This is a genomic window from Patescibacteria group bacterium (assembly GCA_022560785.1).
In the GTDB taxonomy this organism is placed as follows: domain Bacteria; phylum Patescibacteriota; class Minisyncoccia; order Phycocordibacterales; family JADFSL01; genus JADFSL01.
Map to the genome: position 1 here is coordinate 1 of JADFSL010000012.1, position 12,425 is coordinate 12,425.

A 12,425-nucleotide genomic window follows, 5' to 3' on the forward strand; every position below is an offset into this window, starting at 1 on the left:
TCTTCAACTCCCCGGTCTGCTGTAACAGAACCAATTACAAGTGATGCGTTGATTGTGTGCGAAGCTCCTGTGATTGGGAGTGTTCCTGAAACAATCGCTGAAGTGTTAATACCAACAACTGTGAGTGAGGCAACTTGCCCGTCTCGTGTTGAGTTGTCAGATGCCATGTTTCCGGCAATAGTAAACCGTCTGGTTGTCCCTGCAGGAATGGTTACCGCCTCACCTACTTTTGCTTCGTTAAGCGAGTTAAGCGTTTTGCTTGTTCCGAGCTGAATGCCGTTTTCATCCAAAAGTACAATTCCTGAGAAAACTGCATTTGCTGAAAGTCCCGTTCGCCTCACCAATACGCTGTCCATAATGACTGCGCCATCTGAACCTGCTGTTACTGTAAAATTAGTGAACGGTATTCGTGCCGCACTGTCAGGAGCAAGTGATGCTGCTGGCTGTACTGCACCTCCAACTGACAACCCTGTTCCGGTTGCCGGTGGAAGAGTTGTTCCGTCGCCGCCTGTGGTACCTGCGATGCTAGAGTACTTAGCCCTTGAAATTGGACCAAAGTAACCTGCAGGTGGACTCACATTGTTTGCAGCTTGCCATGCGGCTACTGCAGATCGTGTGATTGGACCGAAGTATCCGGTTGAACCTCCTGAGAAGGTAAAGTGTCCCGTGCCCGTCAGGTAATCCTGAAGACATGTGACATCTGAACCAGAGACTTCAAGTGTAAGATCACGAGTGAAACTACAAGCTGTGGTTCCGCCTCCGCCGCCACCCGAGAGTACTGCAAGTTGTGCCTGCAGAGCTTGGATGGTTACAAGAAGGCTGTTGATCTGCGCTGTAAGATCTTCAATAGTTTGCGCCTTCGCGGTGGAAGGAACAGCAAACGCAAGTGAGAGAGCGAGCGCAACACCAACGAGTCCCACTACCAACTTTGTAGTGTTACTGTGTGTAGTAATCATATGTTTTGTAATTTTTAATTTAAGCTCCTCCCTGTACGATTATTGTAATGTGTACAGAGGAAACTGTTTGCGCGACCTATAGTTTTATTTTTAATTAAAACCATCGCGCGAATATTAATCTTGTAATGCGACATTGTGCAATTTCTGTTGACAATGTCGGCACTCTAATAACGTACTATCCTACGATGTTCTATTTGTATCGACACAGAACGATGTAGGTTAGCTAGTAATGTTGGACCGAGTTTCTTTCGTTGTGCAACCAGAGTTTTAAATACTGCATTGCAATATTAAAAACAGAATTAAGTATTTCTGTATTAGTAAACTTACAAGCAAAACAAAATCTTGCTTGCAAATTTGAAAAAAGTTGTGTCGTTCGTATATTTAATTTTCAACGACCAATCCTATCTGTATTTATCCCGCTGTCTCCCTTCTTCTTCTTTCCCTTGCAAAGACTACCTCCCTTATACAGCCAAAATCGGCCATTGGGAGTAGCCTTTTCTATACGTTTCAGACCTGCAATTATGCAGAATCTTCTCCTAAAATGCAAGTACTATACGGTAGTTCAGAAAAAGCCTTAGAGTAAGTATATAGGTACTACAGAATCACGCAAAACGGGGAATGTGGATAACCCATAACCCCAGAAATATAGGCATTAGACAAGGGAATAGGTGCTCCAGCGCTTCTCTCCCTTTTTCTTCAATATTCCAACTTTCACGAGCGACAGGAGTTCCCGTTGGAGTGTTTTTTCACTGCAGTCCAATACTACCGTCGCCACTTCTTTTACACTGACGGCTCCCCTTGTTTTAATGAGTTTGAGAATGTGTTGTTTCCTGTCACTGTGTCGGTCTTGAGCTCCATGTTCTGAAACCGTTCCTTTCGCTGCCGCTGTACGACTTTTTTGTGTTTGTGTTATGCGTTTTTGGCTACTCTGCCCACCATATGTATTATTTGAGTAAAGCTGTGCAAGATACATATCAGGAACAGCAAGCATCTCTTCAGTTATTTCAACCCCTTGAGGTACAATACCGGCACCTTTCCTTTTCAACATGGCGCCAAGCGTCAAATATTCTTCTTTCAGGACTGATACATTCATTTCAGACACATATCCAGAATCCCGCCCAATTTCAAGAAGTGCAATTATTTCAAGTATGGTTGCCACAACAGTTGAAATAGCAGATGGCAGCAGTTTATGTGACAGAGTTCTCAAGGACATAGTGTCCGATAAAAGACACAGTGACTTTCCTCGGAGTGTTATTCGTATAGGTTCGTTCTCAGGGACAAAACTAGTCACTAAATAAAGGGCTGAAACGAGTTTTTCTGTCTTTTTGAAAATAAAGGCATGAAAATGGTTGTTGCCAAACACTGCGGAATATGCAGTTTTTCCGATACTTTGTTCATTATGTCCTTTATCGTTGTCCTTTTTATTCTCCATACATCTGTCCTTTATATTGTCCTTTATATTGGGACAAAACATGTCCATTATATATCGGACAGTGTGGCTAGTAAACACAAAAGGACATTGGAATACACTTTTTTGTATCTGTACACTTATATTCACACTGGGGCAGTATATTAAGAAAAAATCGCCTATTTTGTACACATACCAGTTAGAAAATTTTAATGTCCGCTGTGTTGTGTGTTATTATTTAATAATTCAAGGAGTTCTTATATTGTTACTGAACGACTATGAATTATTAAACCCTGCCCTTATTTTGCTTTTGCAAAATCGTGCGCAGTGCGTCTCTCGAATAGAGAGATACTTATTGGGCGAAGCGCTGCGCCCCAAAAGGGATGTGGCTATCCGCCACTCGCGCTTCGCGTGTACTGTGAGAGCAAAATAAGGGCAGGGTGATGATTTTTATATTCATTTTATTCATTAAAAATCTACATGAGACGGAGAAGAAAGAAAAGGAGTATCTTGTTGCGTATATTTGACGGTCTTAGGGGAGAAACCATTCAGGGAGTGTGGACAGTTGTTTTTTTTGTCTTGGGGGTCTTTCTTTTGCTCTCAGCAACGGGTAATGCAGGCATTGTTGGGAATGCTACATACCGAGGTCTCTCGCTGCTCTTGGGTATTGGATTTTTTCTCCTGCCACTTCTCTTTTTCACTCTCTCTGTATCGTTTATAAAAACATTTCATCACCGAGATGTCGGACTCTCAAAAATAATTGGCGCCGTTCTGTTTTTTCTTGGCGGGCTTGGTTTTATCAGTCTCTTCTTTGAAGAGCAAGGTGGTATGGTGGGAAATATTATCACGGCTCCGCTCCTTTCTCTGTTTGATGTATTTTCAACGTTTCTCATCCTCGTTGCGGTTTTGATTATTGCACTCCTCGTAATATTTGATGCAAAATTGCCCAATCCGTCTTTGTCATTTTCTAAAGAATCAATATTCGGCATATTTAAAAGAAACAAAGAAGAGACAGCCGTGGATGGATATGATGACAATGAAGAATATAAGGGTGAGCCGGAGAAAGATGAAGACGAAGTTGAAGAAGAAGTGAAAGAAGAAGAAGAAGAAAAGAAACACTCCACACTCAAAAAAGTGTTTGGCATAGGAGAAAAAAGTGTAGCTGGAGTCGTTGCGCTTAAACCACTTATCGGCGGCACTTACACCCCACCACCGTTGTCACTGCTTGAAAAAGACAGAGGAAAACCCGGTGTTGGTGATATTAAGGCAAACGCAAATATTATAAAACGAACACTTCAGAATTTCGGAGTAACTGTTGAGGTGGATGAAATCTCCATAGGGCCAACCGTGACACAGTACGCTCTCAAACCTGCAGAAGGCGTCCGGCTTTCAAAAATATTGGGTCTTCAGAATAATCTTGAACTTGCGCTTGCCGCTCACCCGTTGCGGATTGAAGCGCCAATTCCGGGCCGATCACTGGTAGGTATTGAGGTACCAAACAGTGCAAAAACCACTATCGGACTCGGGTCAATGCTCGAATCCGATGCATTCACATCTTCGGAAAAGCCACTGTTGATATCATTGGGGAAAGATATTTCCGGTAAAGCGCGCTTTGCTGACCTTGCTAGAATGCCACATATGCTTATCGCCGGTGCCACCGGCTCTGGAAAATCGGTCGCTATTCACTCTATGATTACTTCTCTTTTGTATAGAAATTCCCCGCAGGAGATGCGTTTTATTTTGATCGACCCCAAGCGGGTTGAACTGACGCTTTACAACAAAATACCGCACCTGCTCACTCCCGTTGTAACTGATCCGAAAAAAACTATACTGGCGCTTAAATGGGCGGCAAAAGAAATGGATAGACGTTACGATGTACTTGAAGCAGAATCGGTGCGCGATATCAGTTCATACCATAAAAATGTGCTTGCCCCAGCGGTCTTAAAGGCGACTAAGGAAAGTAGTGATGAATTACCCGAGGCAATGCCCTACATTATTATTGTGATAGATGAACTCGCCGATATTATGCAGGTATATCCAAGAGAGCTTGAGTCGGCTGTTGTTAGACTTGCTCAAATGAGTAGGGCGGTTGGTATTCATCTCATTCTTTCAACACAACGTCCATCGGTTAATATTATTACCGGACTTATCAAGGCAAACATCCCTGTACGACTGGCACTCCAAGTATCTTCACAAATTGATTCTAGAACTATACTTGATGCGGGAGGAGCCGAAAAACTCCTCGGAGACGGTGACCTACTCTACCTTTCCGGTGAAATGTCAAAGCCACGACGGCTTCAAGCTTCGTTTATATCAGAAATTGAAGTTAAAAAAGTTACCAAGTTTCTTGCACAACAGTATGAGGACGATTTGTCTGTCGAAGTACCAAAGATAGATTTCAGCGAAAATGGTGGTGGTGGAGACGGTATACTATTCGGATCGCAGGCGGAGGACAACAAAAATGATGATGAGCTCTACGAGGATGCTCGAGAGACTATCATACACGCCGGTAAAGCATCGACTTCATATTTACAGAGGAAACTGCGCGTCGGCTACGCTAGAGCGGCACGGCTAATGGACATGCTCGAAGAGCGAGGTGTGATTGGTCCTGCAGATGGATCAAAACCGCGAGAGGTACTAGATAGCGGTGATAGAAAAACTGAACAAGAAGAAGTAGAACGATAATATGGGAGGGTCGCTAACATATCTACGAACATGGGCAATGATATTACTTGCAGTGGTAATTATCGGATATGCACTGTTCCAAACCAGAAACATCGTACGTGGGCCGATAATAGATGTTTACACGCCTCGAAACGGCGCTTCAGTTTCGGAATCCTTAATTACGATTGCAGGAACCGCAAAGAATATTTCGTTTATTAGTTTAAACGGGCAACAGATTTTTGTTGACGAAAACGGTTCTTTCAGCCAAAAATTGCTGCTCTCGTACGGTTATAATATAATGACGCTATACGCCAGAGACAAATTCGGAAGAGAAACGGAAAATATACTCGAACTTATGTATCAGTAAATCTATTCACCCTCCTAAGTTTTTAGCTATGAATTATGCAATATGTGTATATTTTACAAAGTAAGGTCGATAAGTATTTATATGTTGGATGTACTAATAATTTAAAGAAGCGTATGATATTGCATAATTCATGTAAAATAGAGTCAACGAGAAACCGCATCCCACTTACTTTGATATACTATGAGGCATACCATAACAAGGATGACGCATACGAAAGAGAGAAATATATGAAGACTGGATGGGGAAAGAGATATATAAAGAAGATATTATTTAATTATTTACATAGCTAAAAATTTAGAGAGGGAGCATGCCTAAAATAAAAACAGAAAAAAAGCACGGTTTAGGAATTGACGATACAATAAAAGAAATAAGGACAAAGTTTGGTGATGAGGCAATTATGACACTCGGAGATCGTCCAAGGGTTGGTATTGACGCGATACCTACCGGCTCAATCGGGCTTGATTGGGCACTTGGTATCGGTGGATTGCCACGAGGCAGAGTTATTGAAATTTTCGGACCGGAGTCATCGGGAAAAACAACATTGGCACTTCATGTTATTGCTGAAGCACAAAAAAAAGGTGGTATTTGTGCATTTATAGATGCAGAGCATGCTATGGATCCAGAGTACTCAAAAAAATTAGGAGTCAAAACTGAAGATCTTTTGCTCTCTCAGCCAGACACTGGAGAGCAGGCGCTTGAAATTACAGAGAGCTTAGTACGCTCCGGAAAAATTGATGTGATAGTCATTGATTCGGTAGCAGCACTCACCCCTAAAGATGAGATAGAGGGAGATGTTGGAGCATACCATGTCGGTAAGCAGGCACGACTGATGAGTCAGGCACTTCGCAAATTGACTGCTATTGTCGGAAAATCAAAGACCGTTGTTATTTTTATCAACCAAATCAGAATGCAGATTGGTGTTATGTTCGGCAACCCTGAAACAACACCGGGAGGAAAAGCGTTGAAGTTTTATACTTCTGTTCGACTCGACATCAGACGCATCGCACAAATTAAAAAAGGAGACGAGGTTATGGGTGGCCGAGTGCGAGTCAAAGTGGTAAAAAACAAAGTCGCTGCGCCTTTTAAATCAACAGAATTTGACCTTATGTACAACGAGGGCATTTCACGAGAGGGAGAACTGATCGCACTTGGGGAAAAATTCGGAGTGATAGAAAAATCAGGATCGTCATACAGTTTCCTACCTAACGGTAAAGAGGGTGAGCCAGAAAAGCTTGGGCGCGGATACGACGCTACGAGAGTTTACCTCAAAGAAAACAAAAAAGTGGCTAATCAAATTCTCAAGGAAATACAAAAAAAGCTGGTGTAGACTCAAATCCCATGCTTAGTTACAGTGAAGTAAAACCTAAAATGTTTATAGCATTAGACGGAGAACCGTACGAGGTGCTCACTTCAAGTATTGTCAAAAAACAGCGGCAAAAGCCGGTTAATCAAACCAAGCTTAGACACATGATAAGTGGCAACATCACCGAACGAGCGTTTCACCAGTCAGATAAAATTGATACTGCTGACATAGATAACAAAAAAATATTATATTTATACAATAATCATGGCGAATTTTGGTTTTCTGAAATTGATAATCCAAAAGAACGGTTTAGTTTGAAGAAAGATGTTGTGGGAATCCGTGGAAAATTTCTAAAAGAAAAAACATCTGTTGAAGCTCTCATGTTTGGAGGAAACATTATCGGAATTACAATCCCAATCAAAGTAGAGTTGAAAGTAACCGACGCGCCACCTGCGGTGCGTGGCAATACCGCGCAAGGCGGTACTAAGCAAATCACGCTTGAAAACGGCATATCCGTAAACGCCCCGTTGTTTATAAATGAAGGAGACACTGTGTGCATCAACACCGAAACCAGTGAATACGTAGAGCGAGTTGAGAAGAAATAAGGGTTACTCCCACTTTCTTTTTAAAAGCCTTGTGTAATTTTATTATTTTTCGTTTAAGCGAGGTTATGTATTTTAAAAAACTCTCACAACTCAAAATAGCATGGCTTTTGCGAAGCAAAATATTTTGAGCGAGAGGAGCAAAAAATCCCCGCTGGGGGATTTTAAGGCGTGTTTTTAAAATACATAACTGAGTGACTCCTAGCGTTCAACAAATGGCAGGAGTGCCATAAAGCGAGCGCGTTTGATCGCGCGAGCGAGTTTGCGCTGACTCCCTGCGCTGACACCTGTCTTTTTTCGAGAAAGCATTCTTGCGTGAGGATTTAAAAACTTCCTGAGAATATCTATATCTTTGTAGTCAATATGTTTGATATTATGTTTTGCGAAATAGCATTTTGTCATAATGTAAATTATTTAAAACGGAATGTCGTCAGGATTAATATCTTCTTCTGGATATTCTATTGTATCTGCTGACTTCTTTGTATCTGTACTGCTACTCCCCGCACTCTGTGTTCCTTCATTGCCTGCATTTCGTGGACCAAATTGAACACGGTCTGCAACAATTTCTGTCCGGTATTTTTTCACCCCGTCACTCTCCCAACTTCTAGTCTGGAGCCTTCCTTCTATAAGAACCGAACTTCCTTTTTTCAGATACTGTGCTGTGGTCTCAGCCTGCCTACCAAACACCACAATGTTATGAAATTCTGCACTTTCCTGCTTGTTGCCTTCTTTGTCTTTCCACACACGGTTGGTGGCAACACTAAATGTAGCAACCTGCACTCCTGAGGGGAGTGACCGGAGTTCTGGATCTCTGGTTAAATTTCCAATAATAAGTGCTTTATTGAGATACATATATTTTTATTCTACCACTAGCTCCTCAATTGTTCTATCAAGCTCCTCATCTGAGATTGGTGTTTTCTTTTCTTTTGCCTGTTCATTCTTTTTGATTGGTGTTGTAACCTTTTTTGGAGTTTCCACAGCTACACGCTCAAGTAGTACTCGCTGTGGTGCAAGAGTTGATTCTTTAACAGTGTTGATGATGAGAAACCGGATTATACTTCTATTTTTATCAAGCACTTCCTTTATGTTTACTATAGCATCGGCTGATGTTTCAAATTTCAACCATCCGAAATGTGCATTGTTAAATCTCTTTTTTTTACTTGCTTCAGACTGAGTAATGGTATAGGCAAGCTCTATTTTTTTGGGTGCTTCTTCTGTAATAAAACTACCTCCATTTTTTTCTATAACGGATTTAATAGTGGCAACCTCCGACTCAATATCATTTTCTTTAATATCAGGCAAAAGGTGATAGCTAAGCTCGTATACTTTGTCCTCATCCTCTGACGGGCTATCTGATTTTTCTGATTCTTTTATTTCTGCCATTGGCTCAAAGCCTACCATACATGCTATGCCCCTGCAAATTACGAGGATTCCTAAAAATTACAGCGAAATAGAAAAAACTCTTTTTGCATTATCAAGCAGCGCTTTTTCAACCACGATGTATTCTTCTCCGCGAATATTGGCAATTTGTTTTACTACTTCTCTTACATAAACCGGCTCGTTGCGCGACCTTCGGTGTGGAACCGGAGCGACAAATGGACAATCGGTTTCGGAGAGAATCATATCAAGCGGTGCGTTCTTTATCGCTTCATTGTAGTCATCTGTGAAGGTAATAACCCCAGTAAAAGAAATAGTGAAATCAAGCGCAAAATACTTCTTTGCAGTTTCTATGCTTTCAGAGAAAAAATGTATATTGCCACGAAGTGTGTTTCCTAATGTTTGTTTCTTTTCTGTTAAGATGTCCAGCATATCGCCGTGCGCCTGCCGACAGTGGATCATAAGCGGTTTATTGTGTTTTGCTGCAAATGCAATTTGCTTTTCAAACTCTTTTTTTTGCCTTTTCTTTTCCTCCTCTTTATCGCCTTTTATGCGAAGATAATCAAGACCACACTCGCCTATTGCCACCACTTTCGGATGTTGGGCAAGCTTTTCGTAATCTTTTTCAATAAATGCTTCTTTTGTATTATCAGCTGGGTGCAAACCAACTGTTGCATACACATTATTGTACTTCTTAGCACACGCAACTGCCTCTTGCGAACTTTTCTTGTCAACACCAACGGTGATGGAAAAAACACCAGCATCTTTCATCCGTTCTATCACTGCAACTCTGTCTTTTTCAAAGTCAGAGAAACTAATATGGGAATGTATATCAAAATATTTTGGAGTCATCAGTCTTTGCGTGGAAATAATGATTCAGGCATTTTATTTTCTTTAATCGCTGTTTTTATTTTTTCTGATGTTTCCGGTAAAAAAGATTCCAACTGGACAGCAATTCTATTAAGATCGTTTACATAATATTTAACCTGTTTTTTAGCAGAAACCTTGTTTGTCTTAATAAGTTTGAATGGTTCTTGTTCTTGAATAAGTTCATCTGTTTCTTTTATATGAAACCATATATCGTCCAAGGCACGATTGAATTCAAAATGTTCTATGTGCTTATTTACATTAGGTATTGGTTTAGGTTCAGAAATATTAACTGGACTGTCTAGATAACTTTCGGACATCTTCATCACACGTGCTACAAGATTCCCCAAACCATTCACCAAATTTGCTTCGTACCATTCATCAAGCCGTTCCCATGTAACATCAGTATCGTCAATTGGATGTATGTGACGCAAAAGAAAGTAACGCGTTGCATCTACACCATATTTCTCAACAAGGTCAGAAGGACTGATGACATTTCCGAGTGATTTGCTCATTCGCTGCCCGCCTGAGTTTATGAAACCATGATAAAAAATCTGGTCAGGAGTAGGGAGTTGTGCCGACATGAGCATTGCAGGCCACATAATGGATTGAAAACGAATTTGATCTTTCCCTGCCATTTGAAGCTTTTCTCCATTTTCCCAAAATGTTTTGTACTTTTCTTCTTTGTCCTCTGGCCAGCCGAGAGTTGAAATATAGTTTGTGAGTGCATCAAACCACACATACATCACCTGCGAATCATCATCAGGAACTGGCACTCCCCACGGAAGCTTTTCTTTTTCACGAGAGATGCTGAAGTCTTCAAGTCCTTGCTCAACAAATTGCTGTGCTTCTTTTAATCGGTGTGGTGGAACAATAATATTTTCTCTCTTGAGGTAGTCTGTTATCTTTTCCGTATAATTTGAAAGTTTGAAGAAGTAATTCTCTTCTTCAACTACTTTTGGTTCTAGTTGAGGATGAATTAGACATTTACCATCTACTAAATCTCGCGTAGCTAAAAATCTTTCACATCCTACGCAGTAAAGTCCTTTATATTTTTTCTTATATATATCCTTATTTTTATCACACAACCGCCATAGTTCTTTGGCGGCTTTTTTGTGTTCCGGACTTGTCGTTCGAATAAAATTATCGTATGAAAGATTGAGTGTTTCTTTAAGTTTTCGTACAGAATCTGCGTAACGATCCACATACGCTTGCACATCCTCTCCTGATTTTCGCGCCTCTTCACAAATCTTCTGCCCATGTTCGTCCGCACCGGTATTAAAAAACACTTCGTGATCTATACGTTTATAACGAGCAATCACGTCTGCTTGCACAACTTCAAGTGCAAAACCAATATGTGGTTCCGCGTTTACATACGGAATCGTGGTTGTAATATAAAAAGTTTTCTTCATTACGATGCCACTATTGCGTCTCTTCAGCGGCTTCTACTTGAATCTTCTCTTTTACTTTCCTCACATCATTTACCAACTCCTGCACCGCTGCTGCTACTGGAACCGACAATATAATACCGAGAAAACCGGCAAGTTGCGCTCCGATAATAAGTGCAAGAATGACGAGTAGTGGCGGCACACCGACAACTTTTGTAACCACAAGCGGATAGATGAGATAATTTTCAAATTGTTGAATGATTACATACAAACCTATAACCATGAACATGAACGATGCTCCACCGTCAATAAAGGCAATCAATGCCGCAGGAATTCCCGCAAGTATGGGGCCAAATACCGGAATCAATTCCGCTACCGCAGCGAGAATCGCCAACAAAAATGCATACGGCACACCCAAAATTGTAAGGCCAAGATACACCAATACACCTATAATGAGTGCCAGAAGTAGTTGTCCTTGCATCCATAATCCAATTTTATGCTGTGAACGACGCCATAATCCCACTGCATATTTCTGGTGTTTAACAGGTGTAATAACTTTGATAAAGTCATCAATACCAGTTTCCTGAACAGCAAAATAAAATGAAAATATAATAATCAACAAAAGGCTAAACACACCTCCAAATATAACGCTTATGGTTTTGAAAAATCCACCTGTTATATTTGAAAACGATGATTGCAATTCAGACACATAATTACCAAGAGAAAATGGCTCTGCTCCATCAGGTGGACTCAGAAAACCACTACCCGGAAATGAAGAAGATGAATTAAGTGAGTCCAGATACGTAGGTAGTGTCGATAAAAATCCAGCCGCCTCGTCCAGAATTGGTGGCAAAAAGAAATAAAAGAGTCCGAGAAAGAAAAAAACGATAATGATATATACCACGAGCACGGCGAGCACTCGAGGAAATCGATATCGCATAAACCATTTTGCCGCTGGTTCAATGGCTGAGGCAATAACTATCGCCGTTAGCACAATAAGTACAAGATCGCGAAGATAATAGAGAAGTGCGACAAGAATCAGAAACAGAATAATTCGTATTATAGTTCCTGAACTTATCTCTATGGTTGTCCTGTTAAAATCTCCAGTCATACGAAAATGATACCATTTCAATCTCTCTTTTCAAATGCTATCGTTGTTAGCTGTGCAAGCAATTTTTCAACGGAGACACGAACTTGCGCACCACTGTCGCGGTCGCGAAGTGTGACAGTATCATCCTCGAGTGTGTCAAAATCTATGGTAATACAATGTGGAGTTCCAATTTCATCTTGTCTGCGGTATCGTTTCCCGATATTACCATTATCGTCCCAAGCAACGTTTGGAATTGATTTTTGAAGCATACTTCTTACTTCTTTTGCTTTTTTTACAAGCTCGGATTTGTTTTTAAGAAGTGGTGAAACCATGACGCGGTATGGGGCGATTTCAGCAGGCAGACGCAAGTAGGTTCTCGTCTCTCCTCCCATCTCATCTTCGG

At 41.0% G+C, this 12,425-nt stretch carries 13 protein-coding genes and 1 pseudogene (1 of these 14 running past the window's edge); 5 read left to right on the top strand and 9 right to left on the bottom strand.

Annotated features, from left to right (window positions below):
• Both IIB50_01665 and IIB50_01670 read right to left on the bottom strand, forming a co-directional pair.
• Window positions 1–956 (bottom strand): peptidoglycan-binding protein (locus IIB50_01665; GenBank protein MCH7529803.1); only part of this gene is annotated, 956 nt, incomplete at its 3' end.
• Between the two features lie 652 nt (window positions 957–1,608).
• A complete protein-coding gene (locus IIB50_01670; protein ID MCH7529804.1) occupies window positions 1,609–2,388 on the bottom strand; it encodes a DeoR family transcriptional regulator in 780 nt (259 codons plus the stop codon).
• Window positions 2,389–2,844: 456 nt separating this feature from the next.
• On the opposite strand from IIB50_01670, the gene IIB50_01675 reads away from it, so the two are divergent.
• Genes IIB50_01675 through IIB50_01695 form a run of 5 tightly spaced genes read left to right on the top strand, consistent with a single transcriptional unit; the run spans window position 2,845 to window position 7,303 of the window.
• Window positions 2,845–5,049: a hypothetical protein gene (locus tag IIB50_01675; GenBank protein ID MCH7529805.1), complete on the top strand. Its 2,205-nt coding sequence runs from the start codon at window positions 2,845–2,847 to the stop codon at window positions 5,047–5,049.
• A gap of 1 nt (window position 5,050) precedes the next feature.
• Complete coding sequence (locus IIB50_01680; protein ID MCH7529806.1) at window positions 5,051–5,395, top strand: hypothetical protein; 345 nt, start codon at window positions 5,051–5,053, stop codon at window positions 5,393–5,395.
• Between the two features lie 35 nt (window positions 5,396–5,430).
• Window positions 5,431–5,685 carry a GIY-YIG nuclease family protein gene (locus IIB50_01685; protein MCH7529807.1) on the top strand — a complete coding sequence of 85 codons (255 nt, stop codon included), beginning with the start codon at window positions 5,431–5,433 and terminating at the stop codon, window positions 5,683–5,685.
• A 17-nt stretch (window positions 5,686–5,702) separates the two neighbouring features.
• Window positions 5,703–6,722, top strand: coding sequence for a recombinase RecA (gene recA, locus IIB50_01690; GenBank protein MCH7529808.1), 1,020 nt, complete (start codon window positions 5,703–5,705; stop codon window positions 6,720–6,722).
• An 11-nt stretch (window positions 6,723–6,733) separates the two neighbouring features.
• Complete coding sequence (locus IIB50_01695) at window positions 6,734–7,303, top strand: elongation factor P (protein ID MCH7529809.1); 570 nt, start codon at window positions 6,734–6,736, stop codon at window positions 7,301–7,303.
• A 198-nt stretch (window positions 7,304–7,501) separates the two neighbouring features.
• On the opposite strand, the gene IIB50_01700 is transcribed toward IIB50_01695, so the two are convergent.
• The 7 genes and pseudogenes from IIB50_01700 to IIB50_01730 form a co-directional block, all read right to left on the bottom strand.
• Window positions 7,502–7,702, bottom strand: coding sequence for a 30S ribosomal protein S18 (locus tag IIB50_01700; GenBank protein ID MCH7529810.1), 201 nt, complete (start codon window positions 7,700–7,702; stop codon window positions 7,502–7,504).
• Between the two features lie 12 nt (window positions 7,703–7,714).
• Window positions 7,715–8,152 carry a single-stranded DNA-binding protein gene (locus tag IIB50_01705; protein MCH7529811.1) on the bottom strand — a complete coding sequence of 146 codons (438 nt, stop codon included), beginning with the start codon at window positions 8,150–8,152 and terminating at the stop codon, window positions 7,715–7,717.
• A 6-nt stretch (window positions 8,153–8,158) separates the two neighbouring features.
• Window positions 8,159–8,701 (bottom strand): 30S ribosomal protein S6, encoded by a 543-nt coding sequence (locus tag IIB50_01710; GenBank protein ID MCH7529812.1) that lies wholly within the window; start codon window positions 8,699–8,701, stop codon window positions 8,159–8,161.
• A gap of 39 nt (window positions 8,702–8,740) precedes the next feature.
• Window positions 8,741–9,529, bottom strand: a complete 789-nt coding sequence (locus IIB50_01715; GenBank protein ID MCH7529813.1) for a TatD family hydrolase — start codon at window positions 9,527–9,529, stop codon at window positions 8,741–8,743.
• Window positions 9,529–10,962, bottom strand: a complete 1,434-nt coding sequence (locus IIB50_01720; protein ID MCH7529814.1) for a methionine--tRNA ligase — start codon at window positions 10,960–10,962, stop codon at window positions 9,529–9,531. The genes IIB50_01715 and IIB50_01720 overlap by 1 nt, the downstream gene beginning before the upstream one ends.
• A gap of 4 nt (window positions 10,963–10,966) precedes the next feature.
• Entirely contained in the window at window positions 10,967–12,043 is a 1,077-nt protein-coding gene (locus IIB50_01725; protein ID MCH7529815.1) for an AI-2E family transporter, read from the bottom strand.
• Window positions 12,044–12,060: 17 nt separating this feature from the next.
• Window positions 12,061–12,425 (bottom strand): annotated as a pseudogene (locus IIB50_01730) (glycine--tRNA ligase) (it continues 1,049 nt past the right edge of the window).

What these genes read in the sequence shown, in the direction of transcription:
- IIB50_01670 (MCH7529804.1), bottom strand. Translation starts at nt 2,388, where the DNA reads ATGGAGAATAAAAAGGACAACGATAAAGGACATAATGAACAAAGTATC.
- IIB50_01675 (MCH7529805.1), top strand. Translation starts at nt 2,845, where the DNA reads ATGAGACGGAGAAGAAAGAAAAGGAGTATCTTGTTGCGTATATTTGAC.
- IIB50_01680 (MCH7529806.1), top strand. Translation starts at nt 5,051, where the DNA reads ATGGGAGGGTCGCTAACATATCTACGAACATGGGCAATGATATTACTT.
- IIB50_01685 (MCH7529807.1), top strand. Translation starts at nt 5,431, where the DNA reads ATGCAATATGTGTATATTTTACAAAGTAAGGTCGATAAGTATTTATAT.
- recA (MCH7529808.1), top strand. Translation starts at nt 5,703, where the DNA reads ATGCCTAAAATAAAAACAGAAAAAAAGCACGGTTTAGGAATTGACGAT.
- IIB50_01695 (MCH7529809.1), top strand. Translation starts at nt 6,734, where the DNA reads ATGCTTAGTTACAGTGAAGTAAAACCTAAAATGTTTATAGCATTAGAC.
- IIB50_01700 (MCH7529810.1), bottom strand. Translation starts at nt 7,702, where the DNA reads ATGACAAAATGCTATTTCGCAAAACATAATATCAAACATATTGACTAC.
- IIB50_01705 (MCH7529811.1), bottom strand. Translation starts at nt 8,152, where the DNA reads ATGTATCTCAATAAAGCACTTATTATTGGAAATTTAACCAGAGATCCA.
- IIB50_01710 (MCH7529812.1), bottom strand. Translation starts at nt 8,701, where the DNA reads ATGGTAGGCTTTGAGCCAATGGCAGAAATAAAAGAATCAGAAAAATCA.
- IIB50_01715 (MCH7529813.1), bottom strand. Translation starts at nt 9,529, where the DNA reads ATGACTCCAAAATATTTTGATATACATTCCCATATTAGTTTCTCTGAC.
- IIB50_01725 (MCH7529815.1), bottom strand. Translation starts at nt 12,043, where the DNA reads ATGACTGGAGATTTTAACAGGACAACCATAGAGATAAGTTCAGGAACT.